General features: G+C 59.8%; 22 protein-coding genes and 2 pseudogenes. 14 read left to right on the top strand and 10 right to left on the bottom strand.

Translation table 11 applies throughout. The annotated features are described in order from the left end of the window. Nucleotides 1-7 precede the first annotated feature (7 nt). A complete protein-coding gene (locus ACK3SD_RS20060; protein WP_481127867.1) occupies nt 8-1,474 on the top strand; it encodes an aldehyde dehydrogenase in 1,467 nt (488 codons plus the stop codon). A gap of 154 nt (nt 1,475-1,628) precedes the next feature. Continuing rightward, a complete protein-coding gene (locus tag ACK3SD_RS20055; protein ID WP_481127866.1) occupies nt 1,629-3,023 on the top strand; it encodes a purine-cytosine permease family protein in 1,395 nt (464 codons plus the stop codon). Between the two features lie 47 nt (nt 3,024-3,070). Here ACK3SD_RS20055 and ACK3SD_RS20050 read toward each other — a convergent pair whose 3' ends face one another. Beyond that, nucleotides 3,071-4,270: a multidrug efflux MFS transporter gene (locus ACK3SD_RS20050; protein WP_481127865.1), complete on the bottom strand. Its 1,200-nt coding sequence runs from the start codon at nt 4,268-4,270 to the stop codon at nt 3,071-3,073. 188 nt (nt 4,271-4,458) lie between these two features. Here ACK3SD_RS20050 and ACK3SD_RS20045 point away from each other — a divergent pair, with 188 nt between their 5' ends. Next, on the top strand, nt 4,459-5,421 hold the full coding sequence (locus ACK3SD_RS20045; RefSeq protein WP_137765228.1) for an apurinic/apyrimidinic endonuclease family protein: 963 nt from the start codon (nt 4,459-4,461) through the stop codon (nt 5,419-5,421). Between the two features lie 190 nt (nt 5,422-5,611). Here ACK3SD_RS20045 and ACK3SD_RS20040 read toward each other — a convergent pair whose 3' ends face one another. From ACK3SD_RS20040 to ACK3SD_RS20025, 4 genes are all read right to left on the bottom strand, one after another. Next, the gene (locus tag ACK3SD_RS20040; RefSeq protein ID WP_481127864.1) at nt 5,612-6,304 is read right to left on the bottom strand and encodes a MerR family transcriptional regulator; all 693 of its coding nucleotides are present in this window, start codon (nt 6,302-6,304) and stop codon (nt 5,612-5,614) included. A gap of 110 nt (nt 6,305-6,414) precedes the next feature. Further along, complete coding sequence (locus ACK3SD_RS20035; RefSeq protein WP_481127863.1) at nt 6,415-6,645, bottom strand: hypothetical protein; 231 nt, start codon at nt 6,643-6,645, stop codon at nt 6,415-6,417. Beyond that, entirely contained in the window at nt 6,620-7,828 is a 1,209-nt protein-coding gene (locus ACK3SD_RS20030; RefSeq protein WP_481127862.1) for an aldose 1-epimerase family protein, read from the bottom strand. Before ACK3SD_RS20030 ends, ACK3SD_RS20035 begins: the two co-directional genes overlap by 26 nt. A 233-nt stretch (nt 7,829-8,061) precedes the next feature. Further along, nucleotides 8,062-9,447 carry an aminotransferase-like domain-containing protein gene (locus ACK3SD_RS20025; RefSeq protein WP_481127861.1) on the bottom strand — a complete coding sequence of 462 codons (1,386 nt, stop codon included), beginning with the start codon at nt 9,445-9,447 and terminating at the stop codon, nt 8,062-8,064. 123 nt (nt 9,448-9,570) lie between these two features. On the opposite strand from ACK3SD_RS20025, the gene ACK3SD_RS20020 reads away from it, so the two are divergent. From ACK3SD_RS20020 to ACK3SD_RS20000, 5 genes are all read left to right on the top strand, one after another. Continuing rightward, nucleotides 9,571-10,434 carry a DMT family transporter gene (locus tag ACK3SD_RS20020; RefSeq protein WP_481127860.1) on the top strand — a complete coding sequence of 288 codons (864 nt, stop codon included), beginning with the start codon at nt 9,571-9,573 and terminating at the stop codon, nt 10,432-10,434. Between the two features lie 120 nt (nt 10,435-10,554). After that, nucleotides 10,555-11,100, top strand: coding sequence for a YfaZ family outer membrane protein (locus tag ACK3SD_RS20015; RefSeq protein ID WP_137765223.1), 546 nt, complete (start codon nt 10,555-10,557; stop codon nt 11,098-11,100). 644 nt (nt 11,101-11,744) lie between these two features. Further along, nucleotides 11,745-13,127: a diaminobutyrate--2-oxoglutarate transaminase gene (locus ACK3SD_RS20010; protein WP_137765334.1), complete on the top strand. Its 1,383-nt coding sequence runs from the start codon at nt 11,745-11,747 to the stop codon at nt 13,125-13,127. An 18-nt stretch (nt 13,128-13,145) separates the two neighbouring features. Then, nucleotides 13,146-14,612 carry a pyridoxal phosphate-dependent decarboxylase family protein gene (locus ACK3SD_RS20005; protein WP_481127859.1) on the top strand — a complete coding sequence of 489 codons (1,467 nt, stop codon included), beginning with the start codon at nt 13,146-13,148 and terminating at the stop codon, nt 14,610-14,612. A gap of 376 nt (nt 14,613-14,988) precedes the next feature. Further along, nucleotides 14,989-16,077: an acyltransferase family protein gene (locus tag ACK3SD_RS20000; protein ID WP_481127858.1), complete on the top strand. Its 1,089-nt coding sequence runs from the start codon at nt 14,989-14,991 to the stop codon at nt 16,075-16,077. A gap of 59 nt (nt 16,078-16,136) precedes the next feature. Here the strand turns inward: ACK3SD_RS20000 and ACK3SD_RS19995 are convergent, their stop codons facing one another. Further along, on the bottom strand, nt 16,137-16,868 hold the full coding sequence (locus ACK3SD_RS19995; protein ID WP_481127857.1) for a YoaK family protein: 732 nt from the start codon (nt 16,866-16,868) through the stop codon (nt 16,137-16,139). A gap of 450 nt (nt 16,869-17,318) precedes the next feature. Between ACK3SD_RS19995 and ACK3SD_RS19990 the strand changes: the two genes are divergently transcribed. After that, the gene (locus ACK3SD_RS19990; RefSeq protein WP_481127856.1) at nt 17,319-17,552 is read left to right on the top strand and encodes a YgdI/YgdR family lipoprotein; all 234 of its coding nucleotides are present in this window, start codon (nt 17,319-17,321) and stop codon (nt 17,550-17,552) included. A 79-nt stretch (nt 17,553-17,631) separates the two neighbouring features. Here ACK3SD_RS19990 and ACK3SD_RS19985 read toward each other — a convergent pair whose 3' ends face one another. Further along, a complete protein-coding gene (locus ACK3SD_RS19985) occupies nt 17,632-17,934 on the bottom strand; it encodes a hypothetical protein (protein ID WP_481127855.1) in 303 nt (100 codons plus the stop codon). Nucleotides 17,935-18,155: 221 nt separating this feature from the next. Then, the gene (locus ACK3SD_RS19980; protein WP_481127854.1) at nt 18,156-18,410 is read right to left on the bottom strand and encodes a biofilm development regulator YmgB/AriR family protein; all 255 of its coding nucleotides are present in this window, start codon (nt 18,408-18,410) and stop codon (nt 18,156-18,158) included. A 336-nt stretch (nt 18,411-18,746) separates the two neighbouring features. Here ACK3SD_RS19980 and ACK3SD_RS19975 point away from each other — a divergent pair. The 5 genes and pseudogenes from ACK3SD_RS19975 to ACK3SD_RS19955 all read left to right on the top strand — a co-directional run. Then, nucleotides 18,747-19,019: pseudogene (locus tag ACK3SD_RS19975) on the top strand (PTS transporter subunit EIIC); the annotation flags it as partial. A gap of 42 nt (nt 19,020-19,061) precedes the next feature. Further along, entirely contained in the window at nt 19,062-19,832 is a 771-nt protein-coding gene (locus ACK3SD_RS19970; protein ID WP_481128054.1) for an aldose epimerase family protein, read from the top strand. 143 nt (nt 19,833-19,975) lie between these two features. Beyond that, complete coding sequence (locus tag ACK3SD_RS19965) at nt 19,976-20,857, top strand: MurR/RpiR family transcriptional regulator (RefSeq protein WP_137765213.1); 882 nt, start codon at nt 19,976-19,978, stop codon at nt 20,855-20,857. Next, nucleotides 20,841-21,218, top strand: a complete 378-nt coding sequence (locus ACK3SD_RS19960; protein ID WP_481127853.1) for a YidH family protein — start codon at nt 20,841-20,843, stop codon at nt 21,216-21,218. Before ACK3SD_RS19965 ends, ACK3SD_RS19960 begins: the two co-directional genes overlap by 17 nt. Continuing rightward, nucleotides 21,215-21,313: pseudogene (locus ACK3SD_RS19955) on the top strand (DUF202 domain-containing protein); the annotation flags it as partial. The gene ACK3SD_RS19960 and the pseudogene ACK3SD_RS19955, both read left to right, overlap by 4 nt. A 149-nt stretch (nt 21,314-21,462) precedes the next feature. Here ACK3SD_RS19955 and ACK3SD_RS19950 read toward each other — a convergent pair. After that, nucleotides 21,463-22,086, bottom strand: coding sequence for a helix-turn-helix domain-containing protein (locus ACK3SD_RS19950; protein WP_481127852.1), 624 nt, complete (start codon nt 22,084-22,086; stop codon nt 21,463-21,465). After that, nucleotides 22,083-22,886 (bottom strand): IclR family transcriptional regulator, encoded by an 804-nt coding sequence (locus tag ACK3SD_RS19945; RefSeq protein ID WP_481127851.1) that lies wholly within the window; start codon nt 22,884-22,886, stop codon nt 22,083-22,085. The genes ACK3SD_RS19950 and ACK3SD_RS19945 overlap by 4 nt, the downstream gene beginning before the upstream one ends. Between the last annotated feature and the right edge of the window lie 18 nt (nt 22,887-22,904).

Genomic DNA, 22,904 nt, shown 5'->3' with positions numbered 1-22,904 from the left:
GGGAGAGATGGAATCGTTCGCACTCTATATTGATGGCCGTTTTAATGAGGGCGCGGCCCGCTTCGCCTCACTGAACCCTGCCACCGGCGAGCCGTGGGCGGAGATGGCCGAGGCGCGCACCGACGAGGTGAACCGCGCAGTGGCCGCCGCCAGCCGGGCTTTCCACTCGGACGCCTGGCGCGCCATGAGCGCCAGCGCGCGCGGCAGGCTGCTGTGGCGGCTAGCCGATCTGGTGGAGCAGCACGCCGACCACTTGGCGCGGCTGGAGACGCTGGACACCGGCAAGATCATCCGTGAAACGCGGGCGCAGGTCGGCTATGTGGCGGAGTACTACCGCTTCTACGCCGGGCTGGCCGACAAGATGGATGGCACGACGCTGAGCATCGACAAGCCGGACATGGAGACCTGGATCAAGCGCGAACCGGTCGGCGTGGTGGCGGCGATCATCCCGTGGAACAGCCAACTGTTCCTGTCGGCGGTCAAGATTGGCCCGGCCATCGCCGCCGGCTGCACGGTGGTGGTGAAGGCCTCGGAGGCCGCGCCCGCACCGCTGCTGGCCTTCGCCCGCCTGATCGATGAGGCTGGCTTCCCGCCGGGGGTGTGCAACATCATCACCGGTTTCGCCGATGAGTGCGGCAGCGTGCTGACCACCCACCCCGACGTTGACCACATCGCCTTCACCGGCGGGGCGGAGACCGCCCGCCACATCATCCGCAACAGCGCGGAGAACCTGGCGCGCACTTCGCTGGAGCTGGGTGGCAAGTCGCCGTTTATCGTCTTTGAGGATGCCGATCTGGAGAGCGCGGCCAACGCACAGGTCGCCGCCATCTTCTCCGCCTCCGGGCAGAGCTGCGTGGCTGGCTCGCGGCTGCTGGTGGCCGAGGGCATCAAAGAGGCGTTTATTGAGAAGCTGACCCAGAAGGTGAGCGGCATTGTGATTGGCTGCCCGCAGCAGCCGGAGACCCAGTTTGGCCCACTTTGCACCGAGCGGCAGAAAAACCTGATTGAGCAGGTGGTCAACCGCTCACTGGAGCAGGGCGCGCGGCTGGTGACCGGCCACTACGCCCTCGATCGCCCCGGTTTCTACTACCCGCCGACCATTCTCGATTGCGCCGCCGTGCCGCAGGCGGAGAGCGTGGTGCAGGAGCTGTTTGGCCCGGTGCTGTCGGTGCTGACCTTCCGCGATGAGGCGGAGGCCATCGCGCTGGCGAACGTTACCGAGTATGGGCTGGCCGCCGGTGTCTTCACCCAGAACTTGACGCGCGCCCACCGGGTGACGCGCCGCCTGCGCTGTGGCGTGGTGTGGCTCAACACCTACCGTGCCGTCTCGCCGCTGGCGCCATTCGGCGGCTACGGCAAATCGGGCTTTGGCCGCGAGGGTGGCATCGATGCCGCGCTGGAGTACACCACCACCAAGACCGTGTGGCTGCGCACCAGTGACGAGCCGATCGATGATCCCTTTGTAATGCGGTAAGCCACCCACCGGCAGGGCTGTCCTGCCGGTTCCGGGAACCACCACGCCAGATCGTATCCAAGACAACACCCGTGATGTTGTCCGGATGGCCATGCGCTTTTTTCAGGAACACGACCCCAACGCGACCCCTTTTGATGTCATGCCGGAGGATACAATGAAGAGTCAGCCAGAGCAGAACCCTTTGATTGAGAACAAGTCCGTGGATTATGTGCCGCCCGATGAGCGCCACGGGCAGGCGCGCAGCCTGTTCACCCTGTGGTTCTGCACCAACATCGCGCCGCTGGCGGTGGTGACCGGTGCCATCTCTACCCAGACGTTCCACCTGAACATTCTCTCCGCCCTGACGGCAATCGTCGCTGGCCATCTGTTTGGCGGGCTGTTTCTGGCGCTCACCTCCGCACAGGGGCCGCAGGTTGGCATCCCGCAGATGGTGCAGAGCCGCGCGCAGTTTGGCCGCTACGGCTCGCTGCTGGTGATCGCCTTCACCACCGTCATCTACCTCGGCTTCTTTATCTCCAACATCTCGCTCTCCGGCAAGGTGATCAATAACGTCATCCCGGCACTGCCGCTGCCAAGCGCCACGCTGGTCGGCGCGATCACCGCCACCCTGATTGGCGTGGTGGGCTACCACTTTATCCACCGCATCAACAAGGTGGGGGCCTGGGTGATGGGCGCGGCGCTGCTGCTCGGGCTGGCGCTGATGCTCGGCCAGCCCTTCCCAGCGGATTTCTGGCAGCGCGGCAGCTTCTCACTGGCCGGTTGGTTCGCCACCTTCTGCATCGGCGCGGTGTGGCAGATCAGCTTCTCGCCCTACACCTCCGACTACTCGCGCTACCTGCCAGCCAGCGTCGGCATCGCCCGCCCCTTCCTCTGCACCTATCTTGGGGCCTGTTGCGGCACCATTCTGGCCTTTGTGTTCGGCATGGTGGCGGTCAACATGGTGCCGGATGGCAGTGACGCGATGGCGGCGGTGCGACAGGCCACCGGCTGGCTGGGGCCGGTGTTGATGGTGCTGTTCCTGATCAACATCATCTGCCACAACTCAATGAACCTGTATGGCGCGGTGCTCTCCCTGATCACCGCCGTGCAGACCTTCCGTCCAAGCTGGACGCCGGGCGCGCGGGTGCGCATCCTGTTCTCAACGCTGGTGCTGGTTGCCTCGGTGCTGGTGGCGCTGGCCGCCTCGGAGAATTTCGTCGCCTTCTTCCTCAACCTGATTCTGGCGCTGATTGCGGTGCTGATCCCGTGGAGCGTGATTAACCTGCTCGACTTCTACCTGATCAACAAGCAGCGTTATGACATCAACGCCATCTTCAGCGCCGACGGCGGCCGCTATGGGCGGCTGAACGGGCGGGCGCTGCTGGTCTACTTCGGCGGCATCGTGGTGCAGATCCCCTTCGTGGAGAACGCCTTCTTCACCGGCCCCTACGCGAAGCTGATCCCCGGCGCGGACATCTCCTGGGTAATCAGTCTGGTGGTGACCGCCATCGCCTACCCGCTCTGCGTCCGCCGCCACGCCCTGCCAGCGCTCAGCGGCAGTCAGGCGTAGCCCAGAAACCACTGCGGCCCCATCAGGGGCCGCATCCATCAAAAACATCATTCCGCGTGCCGTTCCCGCCGTCGGCTGATGCTGACAAATACCAGCGTGTTGACCAGCACCACCAGCGCCGTGCAGGCAAATACCCAGCGATAGCCTGCCATTGCCGAGATCATTGAGCCGAGCAGCGGCCCCGCCACGTTCCCCAGATACATAAAGGATTGGTTGTAGCCAAAGATCCGCCCAGTGGTCTGGTCACTGCTCTGGCGCAGCAGCAGCGTCTGCACCGCTGGCATCATCGCGCCATCGGCGAAACCGAGCAGGAAGCGCAGCACCGCCAATTGGGTCGGGCTGGTGACAAAGGACATGCCGATAAACAGCAGGATTGAGACCGAGAGCGTCGCCACCAGGATCCGCCCGGTGCCGATGCGGTCGCCAAGCTTGCCCAGCACCGGCGCGGAGAAGAGCGCGGAAACCCCTGGCACCGCGGCGATAAAGCCGCTGATAAAGGCGATGTTCTGGATATCCGGCGCCAGGTGCCGCACGAACAGCGTCAGAATCGGGCTGATGGAGCCGTTGGAGAGCTGGATGGTCAGCGTAGTAAAGAACAGGCAAACCACCAGCGCCGGATTTTTCAGCGTGCGGAAGATCGCCTTGCCGCTCAGCCGCTCCTGCTTGCTGACGATGCGGTGCCCGCTCTCCTTGATCAGGAACAGCGTAATAAAGAAGCAGACCAACAGCAGGCCGGAGGTGAACAGGAACACCGCGCGCAGGCCAATCCAATCCGCCAACATCCCGCCCAGCAGTGGCCCGGCAATCACGCCGCTGATCTGGCCGGTCGCCACCGTACTCAGCGCCCAGCCGCTGCGATCCTTCGGCGACTGGGTTGCCACCAGCGCCATCGCATTGGGGATGTAGCCGGAGGTCAGCCCCATCAGGCCGCGCAACAGCAGCAGTTGCCACGGCTGGGTGACGAATGCCTGAAGGAAGATCACCACGCTCATGCCCAGCGCCGCGCGCAGCAGCATCAGCTTGCGCCCCTTGCGGTCGGCCAGACTGCCCCACAGCGGCGCCACCAGCGCCGAAACCAAAAAGGTGACGCTAAACGTCAGCCCTGACCAGACCGGCAGCGCGTCCGGCGAGTGCACGCCCAGTTGCTCAATATAGAGTGGCAGGAACGGCAGGATTTGGCTGATGGCCAGCCCGGTAAAAAAGCAGCCGAGCCAGATGGAGATAAGGTTGACCTTCCAGGATTCCATGACGGAGTGTGTTGACCTTTGTGAGAGAAGCGGTCATGCCAGTATTCAGCAAAGCGCCGTGGAGTCACGCAGATTTTTGTTAGTTTCAACGACATGCACCGCCTTCAAAAGGCAGGCCCGGCCGCCCTGCGCCGCGGGTTTCGCCATTCGTTGCTAAGCTTAAACAACGCGGAACAACAGGAGTCACCATGAAATTAGGCTTTGCGTGTAAATACCTTAACTCAGAACTCAAGCAGCTTTATCCGTTTAAAGCCACCACCCGAACCCGCTTCCTTAGCCTGGACGACGAACAGCGCACGGCGCTGATCTATGGGCTTGCCAAGACCAACCTCACCAACCTCTACCTGATCTTTGAGCAGCTCGCCTCGCTACCAGAGGCGATGCGGATGATGCGTATTGGCAGTGACCTGCTGCCGCTCTACACCGTGCCGGAGGCGACACAGCTCTATCAGACCTTCTTGCCGGATCTGCACCCGCTGTTCACCCGCTGCGGGGAGTTTGCGCGGGAGAAGGGCATCCGGCTCTCTTTCCACCCCGGCCAGTACTCGGTGATGGCTTCGGATAACCCGCAGGTGGTGGATCGGGCACTGGAAGACATTGAGTACCACGCGCTGTGCGCGGTGCTGATGGGCTACGGCCAGACCTTCCAAGATTTCAAAATCAACATCCATATGAATGGCAAAAAGGGGTTTGAGGGGTTCAAGGAGGCGTTTGCCCGGCTCTCGCCGGAGGCGCAGCGGATGCTGACCGTGGAGAACGATGAGATCTCCTGCTCGCTGGACGACGTCTTGCAGGCGGAGGCGCTCTGCCCGATTGTGCTCGACATCCACCACCACTGGGTGAAAGAGGCGGAGTTCATCACGCCTGACGATCCGCGCATTGAGCGGGTCATCGCCTCCTGGCGCGGCGTGCGGCCGGTGCTGCACTACTCCATCTCCCAGGAGGGGATCATCCCGGAGCAGGGCTTGCCCGATCAGGCCAGCCTCGGCGTGCCGAAAACCAAACTGCGCGCCCACTCTGACTACTACTTCAACAAGGCGCTCAATGACTGGGCGCTCTCCTTTGAGCAGTTTGACATCATGTGCGAAGTGAAGATGAAGAACCTTGCCCGTGACCGTCTCTATGCCTATGCCCTGTTTGGCAAACGCTGAGGGCCAAATTAAAAAAGCCACTTGAGGGGCCAGGCGGCAATTCCACAGGAATGCTCTTTTAGGGTTTGGTCATCCATGCCCATTCACCCTAGGCGGCTTGTGGCCGAAGGGCAATGAAAAAGGAAGGGAGGGTTCAATATTTGTGCAATGAACGCACTTTGTACAAGATGCCGCGCTAATCGCGCGGCAGTCAGGAGACCAGGCGGGTGTCCGGGCCGGAGAGCATCACCATATCACCCGCCTCCAGCCGCTGCTGGAAATGGGCGTGTTTCGTGTGGCTGATGCCTGCGCCACACCACATCACATGGTGCTCATACTCTTTGAGCGCCGTCGCGGGTAAGGCGGAAACGTCTGGCGACAGCTCCACGCGGAACCCCTGCCCGGTCAGCCGAATCGCTTCCAGCCAGATCTCGGTCGCATCCGTGACGCTCACCGCCTCCAGAAACAGCGGCACGGTTTTCCGGTGGTAGGCGCTGTTCATCATGCGGCCCGCGTGGTCAACCATGGCGGCATGGAAGCGTGTCAGCAGGCAGGTTGCGCCAACATGGAAGTCGCTACGCAGCCAGAGATTGAGTGGCCGCAGGCAGTGGTGGACGAACGCATCACTGCTGTACTCCAGGCCCATCTGCCATAGCCGGTCATCAAATTGGGTATCATCCTGATTTAGAAGCGTGAGCAGCTCCTCTTCCCGGCAGGCCCAACCACTGTGACGGTAGGCATCGGGCTGTGTCAGCAGGGTGTGCACCTCTTGCAGGGTGTCGCCAGCGTGGGTCAGGATCTGCACGGTCAGGATACGGGTCAGCTGGCTGCCGGTGTAGCCGCGCTTGCTGGCAGGGGCGGCTATCAGGCCGGCGCGGCGCCAGCATCGTAGTGTCGTGGGCAAAACGCCCGTAACACTGCATACAGTGTCGGTCGAATAAAGTGTCATAACGGAAAACCTGGGGAGAAGAAATGGCCGCCGGGTTACCGGGGATGGAGACCCAGCATGCGCTTTTAGGCGCAATAAATAAACGCCTCTTTAACAAAGAGCGCGCCTATCGTCGGGCTGATGTCGCTATCTACCGGATTACGCACAACAAAAAATCTCGCGCCTTTTTGTATAGCTTGGTATTCATTAACAAGAACTGGCCCACTGCTTAACAAACGGGCAAAAAAACCGGGCGCGGCGAGCTGCCCGGTTTTGGCGGCGCTGCAGAAATTATTCGACCGCGATCGGTTTTTCATCCACGGCCACGCGCTCGTCGCCCTGGATCTGTTTCACGCGCGCCTCTACCTTCTGCACCGCGTCCGCATCTTTCAGCAGCGAGTAGGTCAGCACAAATTCGGTGCTCTGCCCCGGCTGCAACTGCTTCACGCGCCCCTGCTCCTTCTCAATGGTCACCGGGTAGGCGTAGTTGGTGCCCGGCTCAATGCCCGTGACGTAGCCCTGTTTCAGGGTATCGGTGTTTTTCCACAGCGTCAGCAGCGGCAGTTGGCGCGTATCAAACTCAATCGCCGCCCCTTTGTCACCCTTGCTGTTGATCACGGCGGCCACCGTCTTGCCGTTGCTGTCTGCCTTGGGCACCAGATTGAACACCATCTCGTCAAAGTCCTTGGTTGGCGCGCCGTAGGTATTCCAGCCCTCCAGCCCCTTTTTCGCATAGTCATTGAACGGCGAGACGGATTTCAGCGGGGCGATAAAGCGCGCGTCCTTCTCCAGAATCGGCGTGCCAAAGTTGCTGTGGTAGATGATCTGGTAGTCGTGCGGGTAGTCCGCATGGTTGGTCAGCACGTCATGCACCGTGAAGCTGTCACTGCCCGGCACATAGCGCAGCTCCGTCCAGGTCTCCAGATTGGCCTTTTTGAAGGTGTTCTCTTTCAGCAAGCCACGGATGCGGATCTCATGGGGTGCCTGATCGTCCACCACCACCTCAACTTTTGAGGCCGGGGTGTTGCCCGCCTTGCCGTGCAGTGTGTAGATCATGCCATCCTTGGTCACCGGGTGGCCGGTCCACTCAAAGCCGCAGCGCACCATCATCTCGTTGAACCCCTCCAGCCAGCCAAGGCCGTTGCGGCTCTCCAGGTTGATATAGGCCGGGTTGACCACCTCATTGACCGGGGAGTCCCAGCCGAGGCGCACGCCGTGGCCGTTAACCTGCAACAGATCCATGCCGCGCGAGGGGCTAAGGGCAATGGTCAGGCCATCCGGGCTGGTCAGGGTCAATACCTTGCTGCCCTCCTGCTTACCGCCATGCAGCACTTTCTGTTCCAGGCTGAAGCGCGCGCCTGACAGCTTCAGCTGTTCGCTGCTTACCTGCCAGTTGCCCTGCTCCACGCCCTGTTCAGCATCCGTCAGCACCCAGCTCTGCGCCGCCGCCTGCCCGCTGACCAATGCCGCTACCATCCCTGCCAGAAAAGCCTTTTTCATCTGTTCCCTTCCTGTTGCTGAATTGATTTAGCTTAAGTGGCAGGTAGCTTACAAATTGCTAACAAATGAAAACGTGATGCTTATCACCGCTGAAAGATTCGTGCCTATTGGTCGGTGTATTCGTGGAATTGGTCACAGATTGATGAAAATTTGCGTTAATTTGCACGATTTTTCAGGAGTAAACTCACCTATCGCGCCAAAAATGTAAAAACGATTCAGCTAAAGCCGGACGTTCACACTGCCGCCAGTACCCCTTTCAGCACCGTGATAAGTTTCGGATCGGTGGAACGTGAGACATTGAAGCGCAGGAAGTCACTGGCGGTGCCGGATTGGCTAAAGGCGTTGCCTGGCGCGAGAATAATCCCCTGCTCAAGGCAGGCGCGGGAGACTACCGTGGCTTCGGCACCAGCAGGCAGGCGGCACCAGAGAAACATGCCCGCTTGCGGCGTGTGCCAGGGGGTAATGCCCACCTGTGCCAACAGCCCCAGCGTGGCCTGCATCGCCACCGCCAGCCGCCCGCGTACCGACTCCATATGCCGCCGGTAGCCGCTGTCGGTCAGCGTCGCCAACACAATTTCGGCGGCCAGTCCGCCGCCACCAAAGCTGGTGGCGATCTTGAGGTCAATCAGGCTGTCGATCCAGTCGGGTCGCGCGGCGATGTACCCACACCGCACGGATGCCGAGATGCTCTTGGAGAAGCTGCCGATCTGGATGACCCGTGACAGCCCGTCGAAGGCCGCCAGCCGCGGCGCGGGCTGCTGCTCAAAATCCGCAAAAATGTCATCCTCAACGATGACCAGATCTGAGGCCTCCGCCATCTTGAGCAACCGATGGGCGGTGGCGGGCGAGAGCGTCGCCCCGGTCGGGTTCTGGATACCGGCATTGGTGATGTAAAGGCGCGGCGTGTGCAGGTGCAGAGCCTCTTCAAAGGCCGCCAGATCGGGGCCGGTCGCCGTATAGGGCACGCCAATCACTTTGACGCGGTGCGCCCGCAGCAGGGCATGGAAATTGAAATAGCAGGGATCGTCCACCAATACGCACTCCCCCGGCTGGAGAAGGAAGCGGCAGATCAGGTCAATCGCCTGCGTGCCGGACTCCGTCAGCATGATCTGCGCTGGCGTGGCATGGATGCCCGCCAGCGCCATCCGGCGCAACAGGAAGTGGCGCAGGCCGGGGTGGCCCGCTGGCGTGCCGTAATCAGTGAGCAGCGGGGTGCTGGCCCGCGCTGCCCGACGCAAGGCGCGCCGCATTCCCTCCTCATACATCCATGACTCCGGTAACCAGCCGCAGCCCGGCTTCAGCACCTGGTCATCCGCGTCCAGCGACTGGCGCGAGATCCAGAGGGGATCGATCGCCCGGTCAACTCCCGCTGACATGCGCGTCAAATCCAGCGGCGCAACCGGCCCACTGACGAAAAAGCCCGCGCCCGGCCGGGAGACGATCAGGTTCTCCGCCGCCAGCCGCTCATAGGCCTCCACCACCGTTGATACCGAGACCCCGGCCAGCCCGGCCTGCTGGCGCACTGAGGGCAGGCGCGCACCCGGCAATAGGATACGGGCAGCGATTTGGGCGCGAATGTGCTCCATCAGCAACGCGATACGGGTCTGGGGGCGCGACATGAAAGATCCTTACTGTAGGGGAACTGAGGGCAGTACAGTTCTGGCAGAGTGTACTGGATTGTATCTGGCTGGCGGCAAGTTGCCAGTGCTTTACTGGGAGCCAACCCTTCAGGAGAGCATGAGATGGAGAGAAAGACCCGTGGCTGGATGAGCGGCATGGTGGGTGTGATGATTTTTGCCGGTTCACTGCCCGCCACCCGGGTGGCGGTGGCTGGCTTTGACCCACTGTTTTTGACCTGCGCCCGCGCCACGCTGGCGGCCCTGCTGGGGGCACTGTTGCTGGCCGGACGACGCCAGCCCCTGCCCAACCGGCAGGATGTGCTGCCACTGGCGCTGACCGCGCTGGGCGTGGTGGTGGGCTTCCCATTGCTGACGGCGCTGGCGTTGCAGCACTTGACCTCCGCCCATGCAATGGTGTTCGTCGGGCTGCTGCCGCTCTGCACGGCACTGTTTGCGGTGCTACGCGGCGGCGAGCGCCCACGCGCGGCCTTCTGGCTCTTCTCGCTGGCCGGGGGCGGCTGTGTCGCCGGTTATGCCCTAAGCACCAGCCACGGGGGCAGCCTGCAAGACACCCTATTGATGACGGCGGCCGTGGTGGTGTGCGGGCTGGGTTATGCCGAGGGCGCACGGTTATCGCGGAGGCTGGGCGGCTGGCAGGTGATCAGCTGGGCGCTGCTGGCCGCCTTGCCCATTATGCTGCCAGCCGCGCTGCTGACCCAGCCAGCTACCTTCACCCTTGTGCCTACAGCGGCCTGGCTGGGCTTCCTGTATGTGTCGCTGTTCAGCATGTTGATTGGCTTTATTTTCTGGTATCACGGGCTGGCGCAAGGCGGGATCGCCGCCGTCGGCCAGTTGCAGCTGTTACAACCCTTTTTCGGGCTGGCGCTGGCGGCGCTGCTGCTGCATGAGCGCATCAGCGGGGCGATGCTCGTGGTAACACTGGCGGCAGTAGTCTGCGTCGCAGGGGCGAAAAAGTACGCATCCTGAGCACGAATTCCTTAGGGAAACATATCATTACGTAAAGGTTGTTGAATTTAGTTGTTTGCTGGGGCGTGGCTGTTTACCCTTTTTGCCCAATGTATTTATTGCTTTATATGGAGCTGGATGATGTTTAAGCAACTTTTGACTGGAAGCGTAATGGGGCTGGTGCTGATGAGCGGCGCGGCACAGGCAATCGAAGGCAGCGTGGATGTGGGCGAGCACAACACCAACCTGAACGTGGGCCTCGGCACCAATACATCAGGGCTGTTCCTGAAGGGCAACTGGCTGCGTAGCGATCATGACGGCAGCACCTATGGTCTGGGTCTGGGCTACAACATCGATGCTGGCCCGCTGCGCGTGGCACCGACGGCGAAAGCGCTGTTCACTCACCCAGAAGATGGCAAGGATGGCTTCGCCGTGGCAGTGGGCGCGGGCGCACAGTACACCTTTAACGACATGTGGGGTCTGTATGGCGAGTACTACTACGCGCCAGAAGCCTTCTCCGATCACCTGGACAGCTACCAGGAAGCGGCGGGCGGCCTGAGCTTCACGCCGATCTCCCTGCTGAACGTGCGCGTGGGTTACCAGTACATCGAACTGGACAACAAGGGCGGCCGCAAAGACAACGTGCTGGTGGACGGCCCGTACGTCGGCGCCTCCGTGCGTTTCTAATGCCTCTCTGGGGCGGCCACGGCTGCCCCAGAATCAATGCCCATCCCCGCCTTATCCCTTGATTTCGCTGCTTTTCCCTTGAGCCTTCTTTTGCTTCTCGCAAAGCGATACCGACGCGTGGGCGCTTATTAACAGATTACCGCTAAGCGCCACTGAGGTTATTACGCCGCGGTGTAACACCAAATATCCAGACGCCCATCAGGGACTTCCCAACAATAAACGTAACCGAACGAATCACAGACAGCGGCATTATTTCTTACTGAGAATAAGACGCGCCTGGGAATTATGGCTAAGGGCATCCAGTTTTTTACCAAAACTTGCCGATCCCCCCCTGACCATGGAGTGCCTCCAGCGCCATTTTTCCCCCTTGCCGACCCACCGAAATGCCTTGAAAAGAGCGGCAGTAACCCGGTTTTGCGCCCTGTGGGGTGACACTGTCACGCCCGCTGCTAAACCGGGGCGGTTAATAAACAAACAAGGCATTGATCTCTATAGATAAATGCATATACAAATCTACACAAAATTAATCATTGAGGTGAGGGCTAAAAAGCCATATATTAGCCGCGCTTTAAAAACCAGTGATTACTTTTAATTCAATTATCCAATCAGGCGTTGCCAATAACCCTGGTTGTAGGAGAGATATGATGACGGATAAAGTCCGTATTGATACTTTAGGTGCGAATTCATCAGACAATAACAATGAAACTTATTTGGCGCGCCAAGCCGAATTTGAATCAAATGTCAGGAGTTATCCGCGTAAGCTGCCACTGGCGATCGCCAAGGCGCAGGGCGTCTGGATCACGGATGTCGAGAATAAACAATACCTTGACTGCCTGGCAGGGGCGGGCACGCTGGCTTTGGGCCACAACCACCCTGACGTATTGCAGAGCATCCAAAATGTCATTACCAGCGGCTTGCCGTTACATACCCTCGATCTGACCACGCCGCTGAAGGATGGGTTCTCTGAGTACCTGCTCTCCCTGCTGCCGGGCGAAGGCAAAGAGTATTGCCTGCAGTTCTGCGGCCCGTCCGGTGCGGACGCGGTGGAAGCAGCGCTGAAGCTGGCGAAAAAGCACACCGGCCGTTCTGGCGTGATCAGCTTCTCCGGCGGCTACCACGGTATGACCCACGGCGCGCTGTCCGTGACCGGCAACCTGTCGCCGAAAGAAGCGGTCAACGGCATGATGCCGGAAGTGCAGTTCATGCCTTACCCGCACCTCTACCGCTGCCCGCTGGGCCTCGGTGGCGAAGCTGGCGTGAAGGCTCTGACCTACTACTTCGAAAACCTGATCAACGACGTTGAGAGCGGCGTGCGCAAACCGGCTGCGGTTATCCTGGAAGCCGTTCAGGGTGAAGGCGGCGTGAACCCGGCCCCGGTTGAGTGGCTGCAACGCATCCGCAAAGTGACCCAAGAGCACGGCATCCTGCTGATCCTGGACGAAGTACAGGCTGGCTTCGCGCGTACCGGTAAGTTCTTCGCCTTCGAACACGCGGGCATTGAGCCGGACATCATCGTGATGTCCAAAGCCGTCGGCGGTGGCCTGCCACTGGCCGTACTGGGCATTAAGAAAGAGTTCGATGCATGGGCACCGGGCCACCATACCGGTACTTTCCGTGGTAACCAGCTGGCGATGGCGACCGGCCTGACCACGCTGAAATTCCTGAAAGACAACAATGTGGCTGACAAAGTGGCTGCGCAGGGCGAGTGGCTGAAGGGCCAACTGGCCGAGATGCAGAAGCGCTATCCGGTGCTGGGCCACGTACGTGGTCTGGGCCTGATGATCGGCATCGAAATCGTCAAGCCGCACGAAGAGAAAGACCACATGGGTTGCTACCCGGCGGATGGCGAGCTTTCGGCACTTCTGCAGAAGAAATGCTTCGAGAATGGCCTGATTCTGGAGCGCGGCGGCCGTCACGGTAGCGTGCTGCGCCTGCTGCCGTCCCTGCTGATCAGCAATGAAGAGCTGGGGATCTTCCTGGATAAATTTGAAAACGCCCTGGTGGCTGCCGGCATCAAGCCGGTCTGATAAGAGCGAAAAGAGTTAATGTCCAAGTCAAACCCGATTCTGGCGGCCTCCGCGCAAAGCACTGAGGCATACCAGCAGGCCATCGCCCAGAGCAGCGAGGCGGTGGTGCAGTGGCTGAAACAGCCAGAAATGTATCAAGGGAAAAGCGTCGCGGAACTGCGCGAGCGCATCGCGCTGGACTTCAATGCGGAGGGCCTGGGCAACCAGGCCGCCATTGAGCGCGCGATTGAGTTCTTCCTGAAAGACAGCCTGTCGGTACACCACCCGCAGTGCGTGGCGCACCTCCACTGCCCGAGTCTGGTGATCAGCCAGGCGGCAGAGGTGATGATCAACGCCACCAACCAGAGCATGGACTCCTGGGACCAAAGCCCCTCCGCGACCATCATTGAGATGAAGCTGATTGAGTGGCTGCGCGGCCAGGTTGGCTATCAGGCTGGCGATGCGGGCGTGTTCACCAGCGGCGGCACCCAGAGCAACCTGATGGGCCTGATGCTGGCGCGTGACGCCTTCTTCGCACGTCAGGGTCACTCCATCCAGCAGGATGGTCTGATCGGCAACCTGCGCAAGATCAAAGTGTTCTGCTCTGAGAACGCCCACTTCTCCGTGCAGAAGAACATGGCGCTGCTGGGTCTGGGCTACCAGTCCGTCACGCTGGTGAAAACCGATCGCTTCGCCCGCATGGACGTGACCGATCTGGCGGAGAAACTGGCGCAGGCCAAGGCCAACGGTGAGCAGGTGCTGGCAATTGTTGCCACTGCCGGCACCACCGACGCCGGTGCCATTGACCCGCTGCGTGCCATTGCGGCGCTGGCGGCTGAGCACCAGATCTGGATGCACGTGGATGCGGCCTGGGGCGGCGCGCTACTGATGTCCGAGAAGTACCGTGACTATCTGGACGGCCTTGAGCTGGCGGACTCCATTACCCTGGACTTCCACAAGCAGTTCTTCCAGACCATCAGCTGTGGCGCGTTCCTGCTGAAAGAGGCACGCCACTACGAGCTGATGCGCTATCAGGCGGCTTACCTGAACTCTGAGTTCGATGAGGCACAGGGCGTACCGAATCTGGTCTCTAAATCGCTGCAAACCACCCGCCGTTTCGATGCGTTGAAACTGTGGATGGGTCTGGAAGCGCTGGGCAAGACGCAGTATGCCGAGATCATCGACCACGGTGTCACCCTGGCACAGCAAGTGGCGCAGTATGTGGCTGAGCAGCCGGCTCTCGAGTTGGTGATGGAGCCGCAACTGGCGAGCGTGCTGTTCCGCTTCCGTCCAGAGCACCTGGCAGCGCAGGGCGATGCTGCCGTGGCGCTGTTCAACCAGAAGATCGGTGACGCGCTGCTGGACTCCGGCCGCGCCAACGTCGGCGTGACAGAATTTGATGGCGTTACCTGCCTGAAAATGACGTTGCTGAACCCGGTCGTGACGCTGGAAGACATCAAAGTGCTGCTGGCACTGGTTGAGAAGACCGCCGCACAACTGGCGTAATCTCCGGTCACTGGCAGATAAAAGCCGATAACCCTTGGGTTATCGGCTTTTTTATTGCCATCACCTCTCTGGCATTAATCCTAAAACGCAGTGTGCCCCCCTAATGGCGCTTATTCGTACCATCGTTTATTAAACCGCCGAAGCGCCGGTAAATTTTTAAAAACAACGATAAAATTTCCAATTATTCCGATAGATTTATTGTGTAATTCAATTGGCAACGACTTATATTTAGGATTGCTCTTAATTTATCTTTTTCTCTTAATTCATCACGGAATAATCAGCAACTAGCATAATTTTCCGCCGCCAACTTATAATTGACAATGAAAAACTCGTCATAAGATAATTATTACCTTCTGATTAATATTTGGTAATTGCGATGAAAGAGCGCCTAATAGGTCTTGACCTGTTAAGATCTATCATTATGTTTTTTGGCCCAACATTCCATGCCTCAATGTTATTGACTGGCGCATGGGGATTTGAATATAGCTTTGGATATGCCCGTGAATTGGACGCGGCACTCGACTTCACCCACTATTTCCGTATGGAGCTTTTTTTCCTGATCTCCGGCTTTTTCTCTGCGCTGGTGATTACGAAAAAAGGGTGGGGGCGTTTTGTGGAAAACCGCGTGAAGCGGATTATTGTTCCCACCCTGGCCTCCATCGCCATTATCTTGCCGCTCATCTCTCTGGAGATGTCAGCGCTGTTTGCCGATCGGCAGTGGGCGGACTACCTCAGCTATAAGCACCTCTGGTTCCTGGTGACGCTGTCGATGATCAGCCTGCTGGTGATGCTGGCCCCGGTTACGCTTAGCAACGCGATTGCCGCCGTGGCGCGCCGCCTCAACGCGCTGCCGTGGTTGCTGCTGCTGCCGGCGATGGCTTGTCTGGTGTATGGCTGCATGGCGTTTAACTCGCTAACCGCACCCCTCCAGCGGAACCATGAGATATTCTCGCTGCTGCAAATTAACCAGTTGATTAACTACCTGCCCTTCTATTTCATCGGCATGGTGCTCTATTATCTGGAGAAGCGTATTACGCTGGGATGGTCAGTGGCGTTCGCCGGGATTTATATCCTGTGGTATCTGCTGTTCAAGGCGGATATTGCCGTGCTGGCCTTTGTCAGCAAAGTTTCAAAGGGATTGTGCGCGCTGTTAATCTGCCTGGGTATCTTCTTCGTATTTAAAAACCTGAAGATGAATGCCTCCGCTGGCGTTACCTTTTTGACCAGCATCGCCCTGCCCTTCTATCTGGTGCATCTGCCGGTACTGTTATTGCTGGCGTGGATGTGGATGACCGTGGGAGGCTCGCATAATCCCTACTACTTCATGCTGTTTGTTATTCCCTCAACCTGCCTGTTGAGTGTGGCGCTGGGTTACCAGATGACGCGCTATAAACTCCTGCGTCTCCTGTTTGGCTTGAGCGAGGTAAACACTGCCCCCCGCCCGCCGCGACAAGTGGCGGCCTGAGCCAGCCCACTAAAAAGCCGGTAACGTGCGTTACCGGCTTTTTTATGTCCGCATGGCGTTCAGTAAAAGGCTTTGCGTGCCATCCGCAGGGTGGCGGCCACCGACACCAGCGAAACCATAATCAAAAAGATGCCCAGCCCAATCATCGCGTTGAAGCCATACTCATTGAACAACATCAGCCCGACGATACAGCCGGTCAGGAAGGAGAAGACCGTGGTGAGGTGGGTATAAAGCTGCTTGCGATGGAAATGGCGATCGCTGGAGGCAGTGCCGGTGACAAACGACGAGAAGAACGAGCCAAGCGCGATGCCCGCGTCGGTCAGGGTGCCGGTGATGTGGGTTGACCGCACCCGGCCATTGGAGAGCTGGGTGGAGGTGGAGTTATGTAGCCCCATCAGGAACCCCAGCAGCACCAGAATCTCGCGGTTATGCCGTGGCGAGTAGGAGAAGGTCTCAAACACCGACATCAAGGTCAGCGCCACCCCTTCGACCAAAATAATCAGGCAAAAAATGGTGCGGATATTGTTCTTCAGTCCGGCAATCACCGAGAAACGGGCAGTGGTGGAGCCAAGCACAAACGCGCCGATCAGGACAGCGAGGAAGATCAGATCATTCAGGTCAGAGCTGGAGACCTCCGAAGAGATCTGGGAGGCATTACCGGTCATGTGGGAGGGAAAAAAACCAAACGCGCCTAGCGCCATGGCATTCAGGATGCCCGCGGTGGTTGCCAAAATCAGCGCCAGGTAGCGGTCTTCTGTGTGGGATCGGGTCTTCTTCTTTTTGATCAGCACATTATTCACCAATAGCATCAAAGTGGATGAAAACAGCAGGGGTGACGGGTGTCACAGTTTAAGCATATATGCTGGGGGCCAATCTGGGAGGGAAAGCCGCGATCTGGCTCAGGCAAACTGTTAATAAGTCTGTCATTTCTATAGTTGCGGCGGTTTTTTCTCTAGTAATGTAAAAATCGCCGGAAAACATGGTGGGCTGGCCAAAACTTTACTTCACTTAACTATTTACATCAGGAAAATATAACCCCGCGCTAATTGTGGTCATCTATTCACCTGATAAGAGAAATCACAATAAGCTTATGAAAAACAATTACATTCATGATTTCTCATACTTTTTCTGATAAAAACCCGGCCTGAGGGAGGAAAACTATTCCGCTTGGTATAGTTTTAAGGGTTAAAGATCCCTCTTGTGGAGGGCGGCATATTTCCGGACGTGACCAAGGAGTGAAGATGCGGAAAAAAACCATAATGGCGCTGGTATTGGCAACAGCCTCACTGGCAGCGTTGGCGGGCTGTTCATCGAATCAGGCCATCAAAACCACTGACGGCAGAACCATCGTGACTGATGGCAAACCAGAGATTGATAATGACACCGGGCTGGTCTCCTATCGCGACGCGCAGACGGGCCGCACCGAGCAGACCAACCGTGACCAGATCAGCAACATGAGCGAACTGGACAACTGACGCTGGGGAAACGGGGGTAAGAACCGGTGGCGTACAGCCTTCATCTGCGCGCCACCGGTTTGCTTAATGGGCCAGGGCGTTACTCCTTCTCATCCGAGGATTGTTTCAATCTAACTCGGTGGGAGTGAAGCCTGACCATATTGGTGTCAGCAAAGCCATCGTCTAAAGCCTGACGGGCCGCCGCTGACGACGCAGACTGGCGAAAGGCCTTTCTGGCTTGCCAGTACGCCATGATGACGTCCTCATCAGACTCACCCTCGGCAAGCTGCGTCAGCCTCTCCAGTATGGTGTGGTTGTTTACAGCACCCTGGTCTTCAAGGAGGGACATCACTGCCTCTCCCAAAAGTTTGTGCATATTATTTACGTTATCGTCGTTGTTCAAACCCTCTCCTGTGTTGTTAATGAGAAATGCCTGTCATGCAGCTGGATGGCGGCGCCCGGCAAGGCGCAAAGCGATACAGCCGCATGGTAGGCGGCTTATGGGCAGAGTGGCTGACGCCATGTCTGCCGGGATCAGGAGGCGCTGATATGGGTCATCATGACTTGGGAATTTCAAAACGCGGATGAAAAAAAGCTGGCCGGAGCCAGCGTGATACAAATTATTTATCGTTCTTCCCGACCCAGTACCAACGCAAGCAAAGCATGATAATGCTTTTCCATGTCGGCCCCAGGGGTCTGATCCAGCTTTGCCAGCAATTTGGTACAGATGGATGTACGCGTTACAGCCTCACCGGCACGCAATATCTCCGCCACAACCTGTCCCAGGCTCTCCTCTTGTGTGGGTACGCCGGGAGCGTTTGACCGGAAAGAAGGCTTGATTTCACGCTTTGTGACTGGCGTCCGTTGTTGCCGTTGCATCTTTAAGCCCCAAAAATCTGGTTAGTAAATAAGCGACTTTTCGTTCAAAGGGAAATTATACAAATCAGAGATTGTTGTACAACTAATTTTTAGATAGGAATCCACTGATTAGGCCGCGTTCGAGTAAAATAACATCAAATCCAGCGCTGTTTTGGCTGGATCTTCTGTCTTACTCCGCATTTTTCCCCAACCCGTTAACCACAAAAAAAGTAGGTGATGCAGCTCACCCTTCCTGCATCCGCTTTTGACTTTGCTGGCATTCGATCGAAATATAGATTTCATAATAAAAACTATACAGTGAAATTTAAACTTCATCCGATGATCACAGGAGCCGTTATGAGCACACTGTTTGCCGGCGCACAAAATTTGGGAAAGTCCTTTATGTTGCCGATCGCCCTGCTGCCCACTGCCGGGCTGCTACTGGGGATCGGGGGCGTATTGACCAACCCGGTGACCCTGACCACCTATCCCATCCTGACGCACGGCGTGCTTCAGGCCACCTTTACGGTTATGAAGCTGTGCGGCAGCGTGGTCTTTGACCATCTGCCGCTGCTGTTCGCGGTGGGCATCGCGGTCGGGCTGGCGCGCAATGACAAAGGCACCGCCGGGCGCTGCTCTACCAGTCGCGCCTGCTGTTGCGGACAGCCTGAGATGGCTGGCTTTCAACTGGAGAACCGGCGCTTCCGGGCGCACATCATGGCGCAGGGCGGCGAGCTGGTCAGCCTGTGGGACAAGCAACTGCAACGCGAATGGATCTGGCAGCCGCAGCCCGGTATCTGGGCGCACTCCGCCACCCAACTTTTTCCGGTGGTCGGCCGGCTGGTGCAGGGCGGGGTGCGGGCGGAGGGGCACTTCTGGCCGCTGGAGGCGCACGGCTTTTTGCGCTACCAGCGTTTTACCTGTCTGGCGCGGCAGGCGGATCGGCTGGTACTGGCGGCCAGCGCCGATGGGAGTGCACCGCCGTGCTGGCCGTGGCGCTGGCAGGTCACCACCCACTGGGTGCTGCACCGGGATGGGCTGGCGCTGCGGCAGCAGGTGATCAACCGCGACCACCGGCCGATGTGGTTCTCCCTTGGCTGGCACCCCGGTTTCGCCCTGCCAGTGGCCTCGCAGCCGGGGTGGCGCATCGCGTTTTCGCGGGCGGTGGCTGGCCCCTTCCCGACCCACGACCGCACCCTGAGCCTGCCCGTGGAGACCCCCTCCACCCACAATTTCCGGCTCACGCCAGAGGTTTTCCGGCATGGCGCGCTCTATTTCGGCAGGTGCCGCCAGCGGCGGATGGCGGTGCTGTCGCCGACCGGGCGGGAGGTGATGGCGCTGGAGACCGGCACCCAGCCGTGGCTGGCGCTGTGGGGCGTACCGGGTGCCGATCTGCTCTGTCTGGAGCCGCTGGCTGGCACCACCGACGATCCGGCCTTTTGATGGCCGCCTGGCGCATAAACGCGGTATCCACTGCCTGCGGCCGGGCGCATCGCGGGCGTTTGACGTGCGGCTGCGCATGGCAGTGGACGCCTGACGCCACCGGGGCCAGAATAGCCGCCAGAATGATTGCAGAGGAAGCCAGAATGAGCGTGAACCGGGAGAACGTCAGGGTCTATATCCACAACATCATGGGTGGGCTGGGGGAGACCGATCGCCGCATCGCGGAGTTTATCCTGCGCCAGCCGGCACAGGTGGCCCAGATGCCGGTGAAGCAGCTGGCGGCAGCGCTGCAACTGAGCGAGGCGACCATCGTCCGCTTCTGCAAAAAGGTGGGCTACGGTGGGCTGCTCAACCTGAAGGCGGCGTTGAAGCGCGAACTGTTGGCGGAGAGCGACCAGCCACTGCCCGCCTCGCCCGACATTTTTCTGGATGACAGCCGCAAGGAGGTGGCGCAGAAGATCGCACTGGCGGCCGGGGCGACGCTGCAAGAGACCATCGATCTGCTGGACATGCGGGTGGTGAAGCCCGTCGTCGAGCGGTTCCTGAGCGCCAGCCGGGTGCTGTTTGTCGGGTTTGGCGCGTCCGGCCTCTCCGCCCTTGAGGCGCGAGACAAGATGAACCGGCTCGGCATTGATGCCGAAGCCTATTGTGACCGCTTCAGCATGACGCTGAAACTCGCCAATCTGAAGCCGGACGATCTGGTGGTAGCCTTTTCCCACTCTGGCGCCACGCCGGAGGTGGTCAACGCCTTCCGGCTGGCGGAACGCGCTGGCGCGCAGCGGCTCGCCATTACCCATAGCCCGCACTCGCCGCTGACCGCGCTGGCCGACACCTTCCTGCTGACCTGCGGCAGCGCCGGGCCACAGCAGGGGGACTCAATTGAAACCCGGCTCTCGCAACTGTTTATGATTGAATTTCTCTGTACCGAGATCACCCGCCACAACCTGCGTGACCGCGCGGCGGCCGGGTTATCCATCAGGGAGTTGCTGATTAAGGAGAGGATCCAGCATGAGGAACCCGAGTGACGTGCCCAGCGGCAAGTGGTGGCTGGCTGGCAAGACGCCGGACTACCGCTTTACGTTGGCGAATGAGCGCACCTTTCTGGCCTGGCTGCGTACCGCGCTGGCGCTGATGGCCGCGGCGGTGGGCATTGACCAGTTCTCCCCGGCATTCGCCTCGCCCGCCCTGCGCATGGCATTGGCGCAGGGGCTGCTTATCACGGCGGCCATCATGGGAGTGCTGGCCTGGCGGCGCTGGCGGCACAATGAGTATGCGATGCGGCTAGGGCGTGACCTGCCCCGCTCGCCAGCCCTGCCACTGGCCAGCGCGCTGATGGCCCTGTTGGCGCTGCTGCTCGGGCTGCTTATCTGGCAGGGGCAGCCGTGAGCGCACGCGATCCCGGCCTGCAACCGGAGCGCACCACCCTGTCACGCCGACGCACCGGCTGGTCGATGGCGATTGTTGCCCTGCTCTGCCTGCGCGGCTGGGGTCGCCACGACTAGTGGGAGTATGCGTTGGGCGGCCTGCTGCTGGCCTTGGGGGCCGCGGGCCTCTACACCGGCCTGTTACGCGGTCACCTCTGGCTGGCGGCAGCGCTGGTCAGCGCCAGCGCCCTGTTGCTCTCCCTCCGCTAAGCCAGCGACCCGTCATCCCCCTCTTCATAGTGGATCACTGACAGCAGCCGGATCGGCACCTGTGTCAGGGTCTCTGGCCCGTGCGGCACCATGCCGTCGAAAGAGAGGCTGTCACCGGCGGACATCGGGTAGAGGCGCTCGCCGTGGCGATAGACCAGCTCCCCCTCCAGCAGGTAGAGAAACTCCTGTCCCGGATGGCTGAAGTTGGGGAACTCCTCGCTGGCGTCGTCCATCGTCACCAGAAACGGCTCATACACCTTCACCGGCCCCTGGGCGTAGCGCAGCAGTTGGTAGGAGTGCCCCACCTCGGTGCCGGAGCGCACCACCTCCATCCCCTCACCCGCCTTCACCAGTTGTGCGCCGCGCCGCCCCATGTCGTAGTCGCTGAACAGCCGAGAGATGGGCAGGCCGATGGCGTCGCACAGCCGGCTGAGGGTATCGAGGCTGGTGGAGACCTGTGCGTTCTCCACCTTGCTCACCATGCCGGGGCTAAGTCCGGCGATGCGTGCCACGTCTGAGATCTTAAAGCGCTGGGAGAGGCGGCGCTGCTTGATGGCGCGCGCGATGTGCTGCTCGAGGCTGAGCGGGCTGCCGCGCTTAGCGGGAGGGAGTCTGGTCATCGGCAGGTGATTTTCTCCGACATTTTGCGCAGGTTGCCCAGCTCGAAAGAGATGCGTTGCGCGCTGGCGAACAGCGCCTCACGCGCATGTTGTTTCTGGCGTTCGTCAGACATCAGCGCGTCCGGGCCGGAGATATTGATCGCCGCCACAATCTGGTTGTGGTGGTCGCGCAGCGGCATGGCGATGGAGGTGGCGTAGTCCGAGCGGTGCTCAACCCAGCCGCGCACGTGATCCTGTTCGATGGTCTCCTTCAGCTCCGGCAACGTGCGCGGCGCGGGCAGCGAGTAGCCATCCAGCCGCACATGCTGGTAGAGGCGCTCCAGCTCCAGGTCGGTCAACCCCATCAGCAGCACCCGCCCCATCGCGCAGCAGTGGCACGGGATGCGGGTGCCGACCGGCACGTTCACCGACAGGCGTTGGGCGGCAAAGGAGCGGTAGATATAGACCGCATCACTCCCCTCGCGGATGCTGAGGTGGCAGGACATCGACACGGTGTTGCGCAGCGCTGTCAGGTGCGGCATCGCGATGTCCACCACGTCGCGGCTGGCGAGATAACTGAAGCCGTTGGAGATCACCTGCGGCCCCAGCTGGTAGGTGTTTTTCGCCACCTTCTCCAGATAGTTCATCTCGGTAAGGGTAGTGACGATGCGGTAGATCGCCGAGATGGTAATGCCCAAGCGGTCGGCGAAATCCTGCACCGTCAGCACGCGGTCGCGGCTGTTGAACATCTCCAGAATGGTCAGGCCGCGAAACAGCGCGGGGACGGTATAGTCATTGTCGGTTGCGGTTGCCACAGGCATCGGTTCCTCCGCCAATCA

The sequence above is a fragment of the Chimaeribacter sp. YP20170169 genome (assembly GCF_056739715.1).
The sequence above is the reverse complement of the archived record's forward strand: the minus strand, read 5'-3'. Positions and strand labels throughout refer to the sequence as shown.

Coding starts and splice junctions, on each gene's coding strand:
- ACK3SD_RS20060 (WP_481127867.1), top strand. CDS start 8: ATGGAATCGTTCGCACTCTATATTGATGGCCGTTTTAATGAGGGCGCG.
- ACK3SD_RS20055 (WP_481127866.1), top strand. CDS start 1,629: ATGAAGAGTCAGCCAGAGCAGAACCCTTTGATTGAGAACAAGTCCGTG.
- ACK3SD_RS20050 (WP_481127865.1), bottom strand. CDS start 4,270: ATGGAATCCTGGAAGGTCAACCTTATCTCCATCTGGCTCGGCTGCTTT.
- ACK3SD_RS20045 (WP_137765228.1), top strand. CDS start 4,459: ATGAAATTAGGCTTTGCGTGTAAATACCTTAACTCAGAACTCAAGCAG.
- ACK3SD_RS20035 (WP_481127863.1), bottom strand. CDS start 6,645: ATGAAAAACCGATCGCGGTCGAATAATTTCTGCAGCGCCGCCAAAACC.
- ACK3SD_RS20030 (WP_481127862.1), bottom strand. CDS start 7,828: ATGAAAAAGGCTTTTCTGGCAGGGATGGTAGCGGCATTGGTCAGCGGG.
- ACK3SD_RS20025 (WP_481127861.1), bottom strand. CDS start 9,447: ATGTCGCGCCCCCAGACCCGTATCGCGTTGCTGATGGAGCACATTCGC.
- ACK3SD_RS20020 (WP_481127860.1), top strand. CDS start 9,571: ATGGAGAGAAAGACCCGTGGCTGGATGAGCGGCATGGTGGGTGTGATG.
- ACK3SD_RS20015 (WP_137765223.1), top strand. CDS start 10,555: ATGTTTAAGCAACTTTTGACTGGAAGCGTAATGGGGCTGGTGCTGATG.
- ACK3SD_RS20010 (WP_137765334.1), top strand. CDS start 11,745: ATGACGGATAAAGTCCGTATTGATACTTTAGGTGCGAATTCATCAGAC.
- ACK3SD_RS20005 (WP_481127859.1), top strand. CDS start 13,146: ATGTCCAAGTCAAACCCGATTCTGGCGGCCTCCGCGCAAAGCACTGAG.
- ACK3SD_RS20000 (WP_481127858.1), top strand. CDS start 14,989: ATGAAAGAGCGCCTAATAGGTCTTGACCTGTTAAGATCTATCATTATG.
- ACK3SD_RS19990 (WP_481127856.1), top strand. CDS start 17,319: ATGCGGAAAAAAACCATAATGGCGCTGGTATTGGCAACAGCCTCACTG.
- ACK3SD_RS19980 (WP_481127854.1), bottom strand. CDS start 18,410: ATGCAACGGCAACAACGGACGCCAGTCACAAAGCGTGAAATCAAGCCT.
- ACK3SD_RS19970 (WP_481128054.1), top strand. CDS start 19,062: ATGGCTGGCTTTCAACTGGAGAACCGGCGCTTCCGGGCGCACATCATG.
- ACK3SD_RS19965 (WP_137765213.1), top strand. CDS start 19,976: ATGAGCGTGAACCGGGAGAACGTCAGGGTCTATATCCACAACATCATG.
- ACK3SD_RS19960 (WP_481127853.1), top strand. CDS start 20,841: ATGAGGAACCCGAGTGACGTGCCCAGCGGCAAGTGGTGGCTGGCTGGC.
- ACK3SD_RS19950 (WP_481127852.1), bottom strand. CDS start 22,086: ATGACCAGACTCCCTCCCGCTAAGCGCGGCAGCCCGCTCAGCCTCGAG.
- ACK3SD_RS19945 (WP_481127851.1), bottom strand. CDS start 22,886: ATGCCTGTGGCAACCGCAACCGACAATGACTATACCGTCCCCGCGCTG.